Raw genomic sequence first — 15,733 nt, forward strand, 5'->3', positions numbered from 1 at the left:
CCTGCGAGCCTCACGGGGTCACCGTGACCGTGAGGGTCGACCGCGTCGTCCTGCCGTTCGCGTCGGCCACCTGGTAGCCGATGGTGAGGGGATCGGTCGGGACCGTCGAGAGCGGGACGACGGTGATCTCGCCCCGGCCCGAGACGAGGAACGCGGCACCGCCCACCAGCGGGTCGACCGCCCGGTTGAAGACCGGGCGGACGATCAGCGTCTTCGCGTCGCCGTACAGCTGGGGATCGGCGTGCAGGTCGCCCATCAGCCGCAGCCGCACGCTCGTGCCCACCAGCGGCACCGCCGGCGAGCCGGCCGCGTCGTTGCCGAGCACGTCGACGACGACCGGGTGGCCGACGGTGGTCGACACGGTGTCGGCCCGGGCGACCGGGGCGGGCGCGGCGACCGGCTCCGGAGGAGGCGCCGGCCGGGTCGTCAGCGCGAGGCTCACCGCGCTGGCCGCGTTGCGGGTTCGGAAGTACGTCTGCCCGCTCCCCTTCGCGGTGTCCGTCAGGGTCGCGCGGCCCAGCAGGTCCGGCGGGACCCTCCGGGTGGCCCGGCAGGTGGTGCTGTCCCCCGGGGGCAGGGTGCCCCCGAGGGGGACCGGCGCGCAGACGAGCGCGGAGAGCCCGTGGAACGGGGCACGGACCAGCAGGTTCCGCAGGGTCACCTTGCCGTTGTTCCGGGCGACGAACGTGTACGCGACGAGCTGCGTCGCCGTCGTCACCGTCGCCGGGTCGACCGACGCCGTCAGCGCCAGCCGGGGCTCCTGGACCGGGCTCGCGCTGGCGATGGACGCCGCGGAGGCCCGGTACGTGACGCCGTTCCGCACCGCCCGCCCGGTCACCGTGGACGTGTCGACCCGGACGACGTTCAGGTCGACGAGGTCCTGGGTCACGGTCACGAGCGCCGTGCAGGTCGTCGACGCCCGCGCCGCGAGCGTGCCACCCACGGGCACCGGCGAGCACGTCCGGGCCGGGATGCTCGGCGAGCCGCTCGTCACCGTCAGACCCTCGAGAGCGACGTCGCCGGTGTTGGCGACGGTCGAGGTCAGCCGCACGACCTGCCCGGCGTGGTCGAAGTACACGAACCGCTTCCAGGCCGTGACCCGCAGCCGGGCCCGAACGGCCGGGTCCGGGTCCGCAGCACGGGTCGGACCGGGCTGCACCGTGACACGCAGCCGGGCTCCGTAGCGACCGCCCAGGGTGTCGCTCACGGCGTAGTCGACCACCGTGGTGCCGCCGTCGACCGGGGCGCCGGCCGTCGCGTGGGCGGTGACCGTGCCGTCGTCGTTCACGAGCAGGCCGAGTCCGCCGACGGAGAGCTGTCTGATGCAGCTGTCCCCACTGCCTCCGAGGCACACCGAGGAACGCACCCAGGTCGCCCCGACCGCCGGGTCGTCCACGCCGAGCACGTCGACCGTGAGGACCTCGTCGGCCCTCATCGTCACGCGGGTGTCGCGCGGCGTCCCGTACGGGTAACGGGCCTGGGCCGGAGGTGCGGACGCGACCTGGACCGCGAGCACCACGGCCAGGGCGGCGGCGGAGCACACGAGCAGGCGGGCGGAGGGTCGGGCACCTGGGCCGAGCGACGCTCCTCGCACGCTCGCGACGGTAGGGCGCTGGGCCGTCGCCGGCCAGGCACGAGTACACGGACTGGTCGTCGTGGCGGCACCCTGCTAGGGCGCGACCGCCGACGCCGGCGTGTGACGTTGCCCTCGCGACCGGCTCAGCGGGTGAACGCGCCTGGTGCCCACTAAGGGCGCCCTTATCATGGACGACGGTCCTCCGCCAGAAAGCCCGGCGGTCCGTCGGGCCGGACGACGCCGTCGCGATCGTTCGAGGTCCGGGCCATCCAGGGACCGCGTACACCCCGAAGCATGGGGGTCACGACCGCAAACAGGAAGAAGGCTCCACCGCATGACTGAGGTCCGCACGCTCGACCGCGTGGTCATCCGCTTCGCGGGAGACTCCGGTGACGGCATGCAGCTCACCGGTGACCGCTTCACCGCCGACTCCGCGGTCTTCGGCAACGACATCTCGACCCTGCCGAACTTCCCGGCCGAGATCCGCGCACCCGCCGGGACGCTGCCCGGGGTGTCGAGCTTCCAGCTCCACTTCGCCAACTACGACATCATGACGCCGGGCGACCGGCCCGACGTCCTGGTCGCGATGAACCCGGCCGCGCTCAAGGCCAACATCGCCGACGTCCCGCGCGGCGGGCTGATCATCGCCGACACCGCGGACTTCACGACCCGCAACCTGGCCAAGGTCGGCTACGCGGCCAACCCGCTGACCGACGACTCGCTCGCCGACTACCAGCTGCACGCCCTCGACCTGACCGGCATGACCGTCGCGGCGGTCAAGGAGTTCGGGCTGTCCCGCAAGGACGCCTCCCGGGCCAAGAACATGTTCGCCCTGGGCCTGCTGTCGTGGCTCTACCACCGCCCGACCGAGGGGACGCTGAGCTTCCTCACCACGAAGTTCGCGAACAAGCCGGCGATCCGCGACGCGAACGTCACCGCGTTCAAGACGGGCTACGCCTTCGGCGAGACCACCGAGGTCTTCGCGGTCTCGTACGAGGTCGCCCCCGCCCCGATGCCGTCCGGTCGCTACCGCCAGATCAACGGCAACCTCGCGCTCGCGCTCGGCCTCGTCGCCGCCGCCCGCAAGGCCGACCTGCCCATGTTCCTGGGCAGCTACCCGATCACGCCGGCGTCCGACATCCTCCACGAGCTGAGCAAGCACAAGCGGTTCGGCATCACGACGTTCCAGGCCGAGGACGAGATCGCCGGCGTCGGCGCGGCGCTGGGCGCGAGCTTCGCCGGCCACATCGGCGTCACCACGACCTCCGGCCCGGGCATGGCGCTCAAGGCGGAGACGATCGGCCTCGGGGTCATGACCGAGCTGCCGCTGGTGGTCATCGACGTCCAGCGCGCCGGCCCCAGCACGGGCATGCCGACCAAGACCGAGCAGGCCGACCTGCTGCAGGTCATGTTCGGCCGTAACGGCGAGTCCCCGGTGCCGGTGCTCGCGCCGTCGACGCCGGCGGACTGCTTCGACACCGCGATCGAGGCCGTCCGGATCGCGATCAAGTACCGGACCCCGGTGATCGTGCTCTCCGACGGCTACATCGCCAACGGCGCCGAGCCGTGGCAGGTGCCCGACGTCTCCGCGATCCCGCCGATCGACCCGGGCTTCGCCACCGAGCCGAACGCGACCGACGCCGCCGGCCAGCCGCTGTTCCTGCCCTACCTGCGCGACGAGGAGACGCTCGCCCGCCCGTGGGCGATCCCGGGCGCGACCGGTCTGCAGCACCGGATCGGGGGCATCGAGAAGGCGAAGGACACCGGCGCCGTCTCGTACGACCCGGCCAACCACGACGAGATGGTCCGCACCCGTCAGGCCAAGATCGACGGGATCGTCCGCGACATCCCGGACGTCGAGGTCGACGACCCGACCGGGCCGGACGGGTCCCGGGCCCGCACGCTCGTGCTCGGCTGGGGCTCGACGTACGGCCCCATCGCCGCGGCCGTGCGCCGCGTCCGGAACACCGGCCGCCAGGTCGCGCAGGCCCACCTGCGCCACCTCAACCCGTTCCCGGCCAACCTCGGCGAGGTGCTGCGGGACTACGACCGCGTCATCGTCCCCGAGATGAACCTCGGCCAGCTCGCGCTCCTGCTGCGCGGCAAGTACCTGGTCGACGTCCACAGCTACTCCCGCGTCCGCGGGCTGCCGATCTCGCTGAGCGAGCTGGCGCGCGACCTCGAGCTCGAGATCGACGCGCTGCCCGAGCCAGCACCCTTCGAAGGAGCGTTCGCGTGACCACGATCGACCGACCCGCCCCGGGTTCACGAGTTGTCGGGGGCGGCCTCGCGGGCGTCCCGCTCTCGCTCGAGCCGCTGACCCGCAAGGACTTCACCTCCGACCAGGAGGTGCGCTGGTGCCCCGGCTGCGGCGACTACGCCGTGCTGGCCGCGTTCCAGGCCTTCATGCCCGACCTCGGGATCAAGAAGGAGAACACGGTCATCGTGTCCGGCATCGGCTGCTCCAGCCGGTTCCCGTACTACGTCGACTCCTACGGGATGCACTCGATCCACGGTCGGGCGACGGCGATCGCCACCGGCGTCGCGACCGCACGGCCCGACGCGGCCGTGTTCGTGATCACCGGTGACGGCGACGCGCTGTCGATCGGCGGCAACCACCTGATCCACATCCTGCGGCGCAACGTCAACGTCACGATCCTGCTGTTCAACAACCGGATCTACGGCCTGACCAAGGGGCAGTACTCCCCCACCTCCGAGCTCGGCAAGGTCACCAAGACGACGCCGTTCGGCTCGCTCGACAACCCGTTCAACCCGGTGTCGCTGGCGATCGGCGCCGAGGCGACGTTCGTGGCCCGCACGATCGACTCCGACCGCAAGCACCTCACCTCGGTGCTCAAGGCCGCCGCCGAGCACCGCGGGACGTCGTTCGTGGAGATCTACCAGAACTGCCCGATCTTCAACGACGACGCCTTCGCCGCGGTCAAGGACCGCGAGACCTCCGCCGACGCGATCATCCCGCTGACCCACGGCGAGCCGATCCGCTTCGGCGAGGGCCAGCGGCTCGGCGTGGTGCGCGACCCGCGCACCGGCCAGTTCTCCGTGGTCGAGGTCGACGCCGTCGGCGTGGACGCGCTCGTCGTCCACGACGCGCACATCTCCGACCCGTCGTACGCCTTCGGGCTGTCGCGCCTGACCGACTCCGGTGTCCTGCACCGCGCGCCGATCGGCGTCTTCCGCTCCGTCGACGCCCCGGCGTACGACGACCTCACCCGCGAGCAGGTCGCGCTGGCCAGCAGCGGTCGTTCCAACGACGCCGCCGCGCTCCAGGACCTCGTCAACGGCGGCGACACCTGGCAGGTCGAGGACCCCGAGGACTGAGCCCCCGGCTCGTCCTGCCCACGAGCGGTGGGTTCCCGCGCGATCTCGTCCTCGAGACGCGCCGGAACCCACCGCTCGTCCGGGTTCGGAGGGGCCGCGGAGCGCGGCCTCGATCTCGCCGGTACGCGTGACGTGGGTGCCTAGCCTCGCTACGGGTTAGCGTTCGCAGGACTTGAGGAGGTCGGGTGCAGGACCGAGGACGGCGCGGGATCGCCTACGGGCTCGCGGCCTACGGGCTGTGGGGTGTGGTCCCCCTCTTCTGGCCGCTGGTGGCGCGGGCGGGGTCGATCGAGATCCTGGCCCACCGGATCGTCTGGTCGTTCGTCATCTCGGTCGTGCTCGTCGCGGTCACCGTGCGCCGCGGCTTCTGGACACGGATGGCGCGACGGCGCACGCTGCTGCTGCTCGGGGCCGCCGCGGCGATCGTGTCGGTCAACTGGGGCACGTACATCTGGTCGGTCAACCACGGCCACGTCGTCGAGACCGCGCTCGGCTACTACATCAACCCGATCCTCTCGATCCTGCTCGGCGTGATCGTCCTGCGCGAGCGCCTCAGCGCCCTGCAGTGGGTCAGCGTCGGCCTCGCCGCCGCGGCCGTGGCGGTGCTGACGATCGACTACGGCACGCTGCCCTGGATCGCGCTCGTCCTGGCGGTCAGCTTCGCCACGTACGGCTTCATCAAGAACCGCCTCGGTGCGGGCGCGGTCGACAGCCTGGCCGTCGAGTCCGCGCTGCTCACCCCGCTCGCCCTGGTCTACCTCGGCTGGCTCCAGCTGACCGGCCGCGCGGCCTTCGGCCACGAGGGCTGGGGCCTGAACCTGCTCCTCGCCGCGACCGGGCTCGTCACCCTGGTGCCGTTGCTGTTCTTCGCCTCCGCCGCCACCCGGCTGCCCCTCAGCACGCTGGGTCTGCTGCAGTACCTCGCGCCGACCCTGCAGTTCGTGCTCGGCATCAGCTACTTCGGCGAGTCCATGTCGCCCGGGCGCTGGGTCGGCTTCGGCCTGGTCTGGCTCGCCCTGGTGATCATGACGACCGACGGCCTGCGCCGGGCCCGGCGCCACCGGGTCCAGAGCCGTACGGCTCAGGCCGAGCCCGCCGCCGCCTGAGCCAACGGTCCGGCCAGCCACCGCCGGACGTCGCGCCGGGAGCGCAGCCGGACGACGACGAGCCCGGGCCGGCGCTCCCGCAGGACGGCGACCCGCGGCGCCAGGCGTCGGTGGCTCGTCCACGACCAGCGGACGATGTGCTCGGGGTCGGTGAAGATCGTCAGCAGCGACGGCTCGACGTTGCCGTTCCACAGCACCTCGCGCCGCAGCCGACGCCGGAGGGTGCGCCGGGAGACCTGGGCCAGCACCAGCCAGCGGGGCAGGTCGAGCCAGACGACGAGGTCGGCCCGGTCGGCGAGGAGGTCGCGGACGCCGTCGTACTGCCACTCCGTCGTCCACCCGGCCTGCGCGACCAGGGCCTGCACGTCGGCGAGGAACTCCGGCCGCGGCTCCCAGCCCGGCCCGTGGAAGAGCGCGTCGATCTCGGTGTGGCGGACGCCGAGCCGACGGGCGAGCTCGGCCGCCAGCCGGGTCTTGCCCGCGCCCGAGGCCCCGGCGACGAGGACGCGTCGGGGCGGGCCCGGGAGCGGGTCGTCCGGACCGAGGTCGACCCTGCCCGTCATCCCGCCACACCCTCTCCCGCCCACCGTGTCCTGCCGCCACGTATAACGGAACCATGGACTTCCGCTACCTCGGCCGCTCCGGCCTGAAGATCTCCGAGATCACCTACGGCAACTGGCTGACCCACGGGTCCCAGGTCGAGAACGACATCGCCACGCAGTGCGTGCGCGCGGCGCTCGACGCCGGGATCACCACCTTCGATACCGCCGACGCGTACGCCAACACCAAGGCCGAGACGGTCCTCGGCGACGCCCTCGCGGGCGAGCGGCGCGAGTCGCTCGAGATCTTCACCAAGGTCTACTTCCCGACGGGCCCCGCCGGCCCCAACGACTCCGGCCTGTCCCGCAAGCACATCCTCGAGTCGATCAACGGCTCGCTGACGCGGCTCAAGACCGACTACGTCGACCTCTACCAGGCCCACCGATTCGACTTCGAGACCCCGCTCGAGGAGACGATGCAGGCCTTCGCCGACGTCGTCCGCCAGGGCAAGGCCCTCTACATCGGCGTGAGCGAGTGGACCGCCGAGCAGCTGCGCGAGGCGCACGCCCTCGCGGTCGACCTCGGCGTCTCGCTGATCTCCAACCAGCCGCAGTACTCCATGCTCTGGCGCGTGATCGAGTCCGAGGTCGTGCCGACGAGCGAGGAGCTCGGCATCGGCCAGATCGTCTGGTCCCCGATCGCCCAGGGCGTCCTGACCGGCAAGTACGCGCCCGGTCAGCCGCTGCCCGAGGGCTCGCGGGCGACGGACGAGAAGGGCGGCGCCGACATGATCAGCCGCTTCATGAACGACCGCGTCCTGGGCGCGGTGCAGGAGCTGAAGCCGGTCGCGTCCGACCTCGGCCTCTCGATGGCCCAGCTGGCCGTCGCCTGGGTGCTGCAGAACGACAACGTCTCCGCCGCGATCATCGGTGCCTCCAAGCCGGAGCAGGTGGCCGACAACGCGGGCGCCAGCGGGGTCAAGCTCGACGCCGACGTCCTCAAGCGCATCGACGACGTGCTCGGCGACCTCCCGTCGACCGACGCCTCGCAGACGCGCTCGCCGGAGGGCCGCCCGAGCTGATCGGCTGAGCTGACGGACGAAGACGCCCCCTGAGCCGGCCGGCTCAGGGGGCGTTCTCGCGCTCGGAGGGCCTACCTGCGGGCGGACTTGCCCGCGTCCGGGCCCCAGGCGGCCAGCGCGGCGGCCTCGACGACGGCGGCGACCGCGTAGCCGACGATCGAGGTGACGACCGAGACGACGACGATGGCCCAGACGCCGGAGAAGTTGCCGCGGCCCTTGTAGGCGTTGAGGATCCCGCCGAGGCCGGTGAAGCCGGACAGCCACTCGGCCAGCATGGCGCCGACGATCGCTCCCGGCACCGAGATCCGGATCGAGGCGAACAGCGCCGGCAGGGCCGAGGGCACCCGCACCATGAGCAGCATCTTGAGGTCGGTGCCGCCGTTGACCTTGATCAGGTCGAGCGACATCGGCGACGCGGAACGCAGCCCGAGCACGATGTTCACCAGCGCGGGGAAGAGCACGACGATCGCCCCGATCGTCGCGATGCCGAGCTTGCCCTGCCCGAAGATCAGCAGCAGCACCGGCGCCATGGCGACCAGCGGCACCGAGCGCAGCAGCATCGCGATCGGCATGAACGCGAACTCGAACGGCTTCACGAGCACGAAGAGGGCAGCGATGACGCTCGCCACGACCAGGCCGGTGACGAAGCCGATCGCCGCGTCGCCGACCGTGACCAGCCACGCGTCGAACAGCTGCGAGCGGGCCGTCTCCGCGGTCAGGTTCGACGCCCGTACGGCCCGGGCCGGCGCGTCGCTGAACAGGTAGCCGAAGACGTCGAGCGGAGTCTTGCCGACGAAGCTGGACACGTCGAAGAGGCGCAGCAGCGCCACCCAGGCCACGGCGAGCACGACCAGGGCGACGACGACCACGAGCAGCGACGTGCCGAGCCGGCGGAGCGCGGCGGCGGCCACGCCCGCGTTCGAGACGCGCTCGGCCACGGGGGCCGCGTTGGCGACAGCGGCGGTCACAGCTGACCTCCGGAGCCCGACGACCAGGGGGTGACGAACCGCCCGACCAGGCCGATCAGCGCGTACGCGAGGCCCGCGACGGCGCCCGACACCAGGGCGAGGAACCAGAGCTGGGGTGCGTCGGAGTTGCTCTGCGCGGCGATCAACGCCCGGCCGAGGCTGCGGTCGCCGCCGCTGCCGAGGTACTCGGCGAGCACGGCTCCCAGGAACGCGGCCGGCGCGGCGATCTTGAGCGCGGCGAACAGGTTGGGCAGGGCGGCGATGATCTGGACCTTGCGCAGCTGGGTGAGGCGGCTGCCCCCGTACGCGGCGATGACGTCCAGGCTCGTCCGCGGCGCGGCGCGCAGCCCGAGCAGGGCACCGACGACGGTGGTGAAGAAGACGCTCAGCGCGGCCAGGGCGACCGAGGCGCCCTGCGGAGCGTCCCGGCCGGCGACGATGACGAGGATCGGGCCGATCGCGACGAGCGGGAGGCAGTAGGTGACGATCGCCATCTGGGTTGCGACCTGCTCGAGCTGGGGCACGAGCAGCACGAGCGCGGCCAGGAGCAGCGCGACGACGTTCCCGATGAGGTAGCCCTCGCCGGCGGCCGCGAGGGTGCCGGTGAGGTTGCCGAGCGTGTCGGTCCAGGTGGTCGCGGAGAACAGCTTGGCCAGCACGGCGCCCGGGTACGGGATCGCCCCGCTCGCGGTGAACAGCGTGCGGGAGGCGATCCACCAGATGACGATGATCGCCACGACGCCGACGATCCCGCCCACCCAGGTCGGCAGCCCGTCGACCCGGGTCCGCAGCGACGTCGGCGCGACAGGGGCGGTCGGGACCGGAGCGCTCGAGGCAGTGACCGGCGCGCTCACTCGGCCGTCTCTCCCCCGCGCCCGAAGAGGACCTCCGAGAGGCGGTCGTGGTACGCGTGGAACTCGGGCGTCCGCATCATGTCCGGCGTCCGCGGCCGCGGGAGGTCGATCGTCACGACCTCCACGACCTGCCCGGGCCGGGGGCTCATCACCGCCACCACGTCGGACAGGAACACGGCCTCGGCGATGCCGTGCGTGACCATGAGCGTGGTCGCGGGCTTCTCGGTCCAGATCCGGAGCAGCTCCACGTTCAGCCGCTGCCGGGTCATGTCGTCGAGCGCGCCGAACGGCTCGTCCAGGAGCATCACCGACGGCTTGACCACCAGGCAGCGCGCGATCGCGACCCGCTGCCGCATCCCGCCGGACAGCTGCGCCGGCTTGGCCTTCTCGAAGCCCTGCAGGCCGACGAGGGCGATCAGGTCGGCGATCAGACCCGGCTCGGGCCGGATGCCGGCCACCTCGAGCGGGACGCGGATGTTGCTCTCCACCGTCCGCCAGGGCAGCAGCGCCGCGTCCTGGAAGGCGATGCCCAGGTGGTGCTCGCGCTGGGTCTCCCCGGTCGACATCCCGTTGATCAGCGCCGTGCCCGACGTCGGCTCCTCGAGCCCGGCGAGGATGCGCAGGACCGTCGACTTGCCGCAGCCCGAGGGACCGAGCAACGACAGGAACGTCCCCTGCGCGGTCCCGAGGTCGGTCGGCGCCAGCGCCTGCACCTGGTTGCGCCCGAGCGTGAAGGTCTTGCTCAGGCCCTGCAGGTTGAGCCCGGTCGCCGCCTGCGGGGCGGCGGCCGGGTCACGGGTGGCGAGCAGGCGTGCCGCGGGAGCCGGGGAGGGTGTGACCACCCCGACATCCTGCGCCTGGACGGGCGACGTCACGGTCAGCCCTTGACGATCAGGCTCGGGTCGGCGGCGTAGATCTCGGACAGCAGGCTCATGTCGAAGAGGTCCGCCGCCGTGATCTGGGTGCCGAGCGCGCCGATGGCGGCGACGATCTTGGTCTGGAAGTCGTCGGTCAGCGTGAAGAGCCCGTTCGCCTTCGTGTCGTCGCTGACGATCAGCTTCAGCTGCGCCTCGAGCTGCTCGGTCTGGCCCTTGACGTCGAGCCCGAGACCCTTGCCGTACGTGTCGGCGGCCAGGGCGGCACCGGCGGCGGGGTCGGCGACGGCGTCGTTCCAGCCCTTGATCTCCGCGGTCAGGAACGCCTTGAGCTTGTCGCGGTCGCTCTCGAGCGTCTCCTGCGTCACGACGAAGGTCTCCGAGGCCAGCGGCAGGCCGTTGTCGGCGAAGGAGAGCGTGACCGGGGTGAAGCCCTTGGACTGCACGATGAACGGCTCGTTGGTCAGGTAGGCCATGAAGCCGTCGATCTTCTTCTCGGTCAACGGGGTCGGCTCGTACTGCACGACGGTCGTCTTGATCGTCGCCGGGTCGATGTTGTTGGCCTTCAGCAGGCCCTCGAAGATCGACTGGTTGGTGCCGGCCTGGATGCCGATCGTCTTGCCCGCGAGGTCGGCGAGCGTCCGGATCGGCTTGCCCTCCTCGAGCGAGAGGATGCAGAACGGGTTCTTCTGGAACGTCGCCCCGATGATCTTGAGCGGGGCGCCCTGCTCGGCGATGAGGCGGGCCGTCGCGTCGGGCGCGGAGAGGCCGACGTCGATCGTGCCGGCGACGACGAGCGCGTCCGCGCTGTCCACGGGGCCGGTCACGAGGTCGACGCTCTCGAAGCCCGCCTCCTTGTAGTAGCCCTTCGAGTCGGCGAAGAACTCACCCGCGAACTCGATGTTCTTGATCCAGGAGAGCTGGAGCGAGAGCTTGCCGTACGTGCCGGGGGCCACGGAGCTCGGGCCGGCGGCGGCCGCGCTGCTGCTGGCCGCCCCCTCCGGGGCCGCCGTGCCGCCGCAAGCGGCGAGAGCCCCGAGGCTCAGCGCGCCGAGGCCGCTCGAGGCCAGAAAGCTCCGACGGGTGGACTTCGAGGTGAAGAAGGGCACGGAGCCTCCAGGGCTGGACGTCAACGAGGTGCGGGCGCGCCACCGACGGACGCTGCCACACCGTCTCAACTCGGCTTGGCGACGTCGTGTCAGCCGTGTGACGGACAGGTTTCTGCGCTCGCCGTGCCGGGTGCGCCGACGCGTCCGGATCGTGCTCCGAAACCCGCTCGGACGAACCGGACGCGACCTAGAGTGTCGCCCGCGACGTCGGCAGCCGCCGACCCGAGGACCCGCGAGAAGGCACGAGAGCATGAGCCAACCGCCGCAGGGCGACCAGCCGCAGCAGCCTCCCCACCCGCCGCAGAACCAGCCGGCGCAGGGCAACCCGCCGCAGGGTCAGCCGCCGCAGGGCTATCCCCAGCAGGGTCAGCCGCAGCAGGGCTATCCGCAGCAGCAGGGCGGGTTCGGGCCCCAGCAGGGCCGACCCGGCCAGCCCCCGTACGCGGGCGGCCCCGGTCCCTACCCGCCGCAGCCGTACCCGCCGGCGCCGTACCAGCAGGGCCCCTACCAGCCGGGTCCGTACCCGCAGGGTCCTCCGCCGCAGGGCGGCTACCCGCCGGGCGGCTACCCGCCGGGGCAGGGGCCGAAGAAGAAGCGCACGGGCCTCTTCGTGCTCATCGGCGCGGGCGCGCTCGCGCTGATCCTGGCCGTCGTCGCCGTCGCGGTGAACCTCGGCGGGCGGGACGACGTCGCCGGGGGCGGCACGACGACCGGCGGCAGCACGGCAGCGGCACCGGCGGCGGCCACCGCCTCCGACGCGGTGAACGGCTACCTCCAGGCCGTGGCCAAGGGCGACGCCGCGGCCGCGGTCGCGTACGCCTACGACCCGTCGACGGTCGACACGACCGCCCTGACCCCCGAGGTCCTCGCGGCGTCGGGCAAGGCGGCCCCGATCACCGACATCCAGGTGGGTAGCTCCGACCCCGACTCGACGTCGGTCGCCGCGTCCTACCAGCTCGGGTCGACCCCGGTGTCGACGTCGTTCGACGTGCTGAAGGCCAGCAACGACACGTGGAAGCTCGTGACCGTCGCCACCGACGTCGACCTCACGTCGATGCAGGACAGCGGCATCCCGCTGCTGATGAACGGGAGCAAGATCAAGCCGGGCCCGCTCAGCCTGCTGCCCGGCTCCTACCGCTTCAGCAGCGGCGTGCGGAACTTCGACTACGGGTCCAAGCCGGTGCTCCTCGTGCGCTACCCGGCCGACTACCCCGACACCAGCCAGGTCCAGCCGCGGATCAGCAGCAAGGGCCAGGCCAGCGCGGTGGCCGCGGTGAAGAAGAGCTGGAACAGCTGCCTGGACAAGAAGGCCCAGAAGCCGAAGGGCTGCCCCAACCAGTTCGTCTACAAGGACTTCAACTTCCGGGACAGCACGGTCCGCTGGTCGCGCAAGGGGTCGGACCCGTTCAAGAACCTCAAGCCGACCTACTCCGACACCACGACGCTGCAGTACTACGTCAAGCGCGACCTGGCGCTCAAGGGCACCTGCACGGCCAGCGGTCGTACGGGCACCTGCACCGGCACCCTCAAGGGGACCGCCCAGGTGGAGGCCCGTCTGAAGGGCGACAAGATCACGGTGGACTGGCTGCAGTGAGGGCGGCGCGGCTGCCCCCTCCGCGGGCAGCCGCCCGGGCTCTGCGGCCCAGGTCGCGTCAGGCCTGCTCGGTAGCATCGGCCGGGTGACGCAGACCACCGACGAGACCGTTCCCGCCCTCGACCTCTCCGACTTCGACGACACCGTCCGGGTGCAGGACGACCTCTACCGCCACGTGAACGGTGCCTGGGCGGAGCGCACGGAGATCCCCGAGGACAAGCCGATGGTGGGGGCCTTCGTCGAGCTGCGCGACGCGGCCGAGGCGGCCGTCCGCGACATCATCACCACCGTCGAGCCCGGCGCCCCCGGCAGCGAGGCGCAGAAGATCGCCGACCTCTACGCGAGCTTCATGGACGCCGACGCGGTCGAGGCGGCCGGGGCGACCCCGCTGGCCGAGCCGCTCGCCGCCATCGCCGCCGTCGGCACCGTCGACGAGCTCGTGGGCCTGGTCGGACGGCACACCCGCCAGGGCGTCCGCGGCCTGTTCGACATCGAGGCCGAGTCCGACCCGGGAAACCCGGACCGCTACGTCATGTTCGTGGGCCAGGGCGGCCTCGGGCTGCCCGACGAGGAGTACTACCGCCTCCCCGCGTACGCCGACATCCGTACGGCCTACCGCACCCACGTGGCCGGCTCGCTCGCGCTGGCCGGGTTCTCCGACGCGGAGGCGCAGGCCGACGCCGTCCTCGAGCTGGAGACCGCGATCGCGGCCTGCCACTGGGACAAGGTCCGCACCCGTGACCTCCGCGCCATGTACAACCTGATGCCGCTCGCCGACTTCGAGGCGTCGGCGCCGGGCCTGCCCTTCGCCACCTGGCTCGCCGGGCTGGGGATGTCGGAGGAGGCCGCGGGCGAGCTCGTCGTCACGCAGCCGTCGTTCTTCACCGACGTCGCCGGCCTGCTCACCGAGGACCGGCTGCCGGCCTGGCGCTCGTGGGCCGCCTGGAGCCTCGTCTCCTCGCGCTCCCCCTACCTCGCCTCGGCCTTCGTGCAGGAACGCTTCGGCTTCTACGGCACGGTCCTCTCCGGCACCCCGGTGCTCAAGGAGCGGTGGAAGCGCGGCGTCGACCTCGTGGAGGGTGCGCTCGGCGAGGTCGTCGGCAAGGTGTACGTCGAACGCCACTTCTCGCCCGTGGCCAAGGACCGGATGGACACCCTCGTCGCCAACCTCATCGAGGCCTACCGACGCTCCATCTCCGACCTGGCCTGGATGACCGAGGAGACCAAGGCCCGGGCCCTCGACAAGCTGGGGAAGTTCCGCACGAAGATCGGCTTCCCCACGCAGTGGCGCGACTACAGCACGCTCGAGATCGTGCCCGGTGACCTGCTGGGGAACGTCGCCCGGGCGACGGAGTTCGAGCTGCAGCGCAGCATCGCCAAGATCGGTGCGCCGATCGACCGCGAGGAGTGGCTGATGACCCCGCAGACGGTCAACGCCTACTACCACCCGCTGCGCAACGAGATCGTGTTCCCGGCCGCCATCCTGCAGCCGCCCTTCTTCAACGAGCACGCCGACGACGCCGTGAACTACGGGGGGATCGGCGCCGTCATCGGTCACGAGATCGGACACGGCTTCGACGACCAGGGGTCGACCTGCGACGGGGACGGCCGCCTGCAGAACTGGTGGACCGACGCCGACCGCGAGGCCTTCGAGGAGCGGACGAAGGTCCTCGTCGCGCAGTACGACGCCCTCTCCCCCGTCCAGACGCCCGACATGCACGTCAACGGCTCCCTGACGATCGGCGAGAACATCGGCGACCTCGGGGGACTCTCCATCGCCCACCTGGCGCACCACATCGCCCAGGAGGGCCGCGAGCCCGAGGCGATCGAGGGCTTCACCGCCGAGCAGCGGCTGTTCCTGTCCTGGGCCGCGGTCTGGCAGACCAAGGCGCGTGACGAGCTCGTACGCCAGCGGCTCGCGACCGACCCGCACTCGCCGGCCGAGTTCCGCTGCAACCAGATCGTCCGCAACGTCGACGCCTTCTACGCCGCTTTCGACGTGCGCGCGAGCGACGAGCTGTGGCTCGAGGAGGACCAGCGCGTCAGCATCTGGTGATGGTCCTGCGGTGCTGAACCCGTCGAGGTCCTGTACGTCATGAGAACGACAGAAGCCCGGTTGGTCCCCTCTGCTTGAGGGAGACCAACCGGGCTTCTGCTTTCTCGTGACGAGAGGTCGTTCAACGGGTGAGGTGAGCGGGAGACCTCAGCTCGTCGCGGACGACGGCGTAAAGGTCGCCCCAGCACTGGACGATCTTCCCTTCGGCCCAGCGGTAGACGACCAGCTCCTGCACGCGGACCTGTCGACCCGTGGGTTCGACGTCACCGAACAGTCCGGTGTGCGTCCCCTCGTCGACGAGCCGGGCCACGATCGTGCTGCCCTCGACGAGCAGGTCCTGCAACGTCCACCGGAAGTCGGGAAAGCCGACGAAGATCTCGTTGATCCGGTCGACGTACGCGGAAAGCCCGTCGTCCGCCCCGGAACCACTCACGTCGTCCGCGACGAACTCGCCCAGCTCGTCGAACCGGCGTTCATTGCAGTACGCCAGGTAGCGCTCGTAGCGGGAGACGAGGTCTTTACGATCGGTGGCCATGCCGTCATGCCCACACAACGGCCTACCCGCTTAGCAGCGGGGCGAGCTGTGTTTTTGCGGTGCCGATCAACGTTCTTGTCGCGCGGAGACCTACCGTTCG

The 15,733-nt window shown here is 71.5% G+C and carries 13 protein-coding genes; 6 read left to right on the top strand and 7 right to left on the bottom strand.

Going from position 1 to position 15,733, the window contains the following annotated elements:
* Nucleotides 1-10: 10 nt before the first annotated feature.
* Nucleotides 11-1,594, bottom strand: a complete 1,584-nt coding sequence (locus tag FHX39_RS18160) for a DUF7507 domain-containing protein (RefSeq protein ID WP_183341825.1) — start codon at nucleotides 1,592-1,594, stop codon at nucleotides 11-13.
* Nucleotides 1,595-1,910: 316 nt separating this feature from the next.
* Between FHX39_RS18160 and FHX39_RS18165 the strand changes: the two genes are divergently transcribed.
* The 3 genes from FHX39_RS18165 (at nucleotide 1,911) to rarD (ending at nucleotide 6,021) form a co-directional block, all read left to right on the top strand.
* Complete coding sequence (locus FHX39_RS18165) at nucleotides 1,911-3,815, top strand: 2-oxoacid:acceptor oxidoreductase subunit alpha (protein WP_183341827.1); 1,905 nt, start codon at nucleotides 1,911-1,913, stop codon at nucleotides 3,813-3,815.
* Entirely contained in the window at nucleotides 3,812-4,915 is a 1,104-nt protein-coding gene (locus tag FHX39_RS18170) for a 2-oxoacid:ferredoxin oxidoreductase subunit beta (RefSeq protein WP_408631505.1), read from the top strand. Before FHX39_RS18165 ends, FHX39_RS18170 begins: the two co-directional genes overlap by 4 nt.
* 185 nt (nucleotides 4,916-5,100) lie before the next feature.
* Entirely contained in the window at nucleotides 5,101-6,021 is a 921-nt protein-coding gene (gene rarD / locus FHX39_RS18175) for an EamA family transporter RarD (protein WP_183341829.1), read from the top strand.
* On the opposite strand, the gene FHX39_RS18180 is transcribed toward rarD, so the two are convergent.
* Nucleotides 5,997-6,584: a P-loop NTPase family protein gene (locus FHX39_RS18180; RefSeq protein WP_183341831.1), complete on the bottom strand. Its 588-nt coding sequence runs from the start codon at nucleotides 6,582-6,584 to the stop codon at nucleotides 5,997-5,999. The genes rarD and FHX39_RS18180 overlap by 25 nt on opposite strands.
* Before the next feature lie 53 nt (nucleotides 6,585-6,637).
* Between FHX39_RS18180 and FHX39_RS18185 the strand changes: the two genes are divergently transcribed.
* Nucleotides 6,638-7,642, top strand: coding sequence for an aldo/keto reductase family protein (locus tag FHX39_RS18185; protein WP_183341833.1), 1,005 nt, complete (start codon nucleotides 6,638-6,640; stop codon nucleotides 7,640-7,642).
* A 71-nt stretch (nucleotides 7,643-7,713) separates the two neighbouring features.
* Here FHX39_RS18185 and FHX39_RS22320 read toward each other — a convergent pair whose 3' ends face one another.
* Genes FHX39_RS22320 through FHX39_RS18205 form a run of 4 tightly spaced genes read right to left on the bottom strand, consistent with a single transcriptional unit; the run spans nucleotide 7,714 to nucleotide 11,448 of the window.
* Nucleotides 7,714-8,610 (bottom strand): ABC transporter permease, encoded by an 897-nt coding sequence (locus FHX39_RS22320; RefSeq protein ID WP_198424014.1) that lies wholly within the window; start codon nucleotides 8,608-8,610, stop codon nucleotides 7,714-7,716.
* Nucleotides 8,607-9,464 (bottom strand): ABC transporter permease, encoded by an 858-nt coding sequence (locus FHX39_RS18195; RefSeq protein WP_332836968.1) that lies wholly within the window; start codon nucleotides 9,462-9,464, stop codon nucleotides 8,607-8,609. Before FHX39_RS18195 ends, FHX39_RS22320 begins: the two co-directional genes overlap by 4 nt.
* Nucleotides 9,461-10,306: an ABC transporter ATP-binding protein gene (locus tag FHX39_RS18200; RefSeq protein ID WP_332836969.1), complete on the bottom strand. Its 846-nt coding sequence runs from the start codon at nucleotides 10,304-10,306 to the stop codon at nucleotides 9,461-9,463. The genes FHX39_RS18195 and FHX39_RS18200 overlap by 4 nt, the downstream gene beginning before the upstream one ends.
* A 35-nt stretch (nucleotides 10,307-10,341) precedes the next feature.
* Entirely contained in the window at nucleotides 10,342-11,448 is a 1,107-nt protein-coding gene (locus tag FHX39_RS18205; RefSeq protein WP_198424015.1) for an ABC transporter substrate-binding protein, read from the bottom strand.
* Between the two features lie 250 nt (nucleotides 11,449-11,698).
* On the opposite strand from FHX39_RS18205, the gene FHX39_RS18210 reads away from it, so the two are divergent.
* Together FHX39_RS18210 and FHX39_RS18215 are read left to right on the top strand one after the other, a co-directional pair.
* A complete protein-coding gene (locus tag FHX39_RS18210; RefSeq protein ID WP_183341837.1) occupies nucleotides 11,699-13,042 on the top strand; it encodes a hypothetical protein in 1,344 nt (447 codons plus the stop codon).
* Nucleotides 13,043-13,127: 85 nt separating this feature from the next.
* Nucleotides 13,128-15,098 (top strand): M13 family metallopeptidase, encoded by a 1,971-nt coding sequence (locus tag FHX39_RS18215; protein ID WP_183341839.1) that lies wholly within the window; start codon nucleotides 13,128-13,130, stop codon nucleotides 15,096-15,098.
* A gap of 121 nt (nucleotides 15,099-15,219) precedes the next feature.
* Here the strand turns inward: FHX39_RS18215 and FHX39_RS18220 are convergent, their stop codons facing one another.
* Nucleotides 15,220-15,633, bottom strand: a complete 414-nt coding sequence (locus FHX39_RS18220) for an ester cyclase (protein ID WP_183341841.1) — start codon at nucleotides 15,631-15,633, stop codon at nucleotides 15,220-15,222.
* Between the last annotated feature and the right edge of the window lie 100 nt (nucleotides 15,634-15,733).

It is taken from the genome of Microlunatus antarcticus (assembly GCF_014193425.1).
GTDB lineage: Bacteria > Actinomycetota > Actinomycetes > Propionibacteriales > Propionibacteriaceae > Microlunatus > Microlunatus antarcticus.

Coding starts and splice junctions, on each gene's coding strand:
- FHX39_RS18180 (WP_183341831.1), bottom strand. CDS start 6,584: ATGACGGGCAGGGTCGACCTCGGTCCGGACGACCCGCTCCCGGGCCCG.
- FHX39_RS18185 (WP_183341833.1), top strand. CDS start 6,638: ATGGACTTCCGCTACCTCGGCCGCTCCGGCCTGAAGATCTCCGAGATC.
- FHX39_RS18210 (WP_183341837.1), top strand. CDS start 11,699: ATGAGCCAACCGCCGCAGGGCGACCAGCCGCAGCAGCCTCCCCACCCG.
- FHX39_RS18165 (WP_183341827.1), top strand. CDS start 1,911: ATGACTGAGGTCCGCACGCTCGACCGCGTGGTCATCCGCTTCGCGGGA.
- FHX39_RS18220 (WP_183341841.1), bottom strand. CDS start 15,633: ATGGCCACCGATCGTAAAGACCTCGTCTCCCGCTACGAGCGCTACCTG.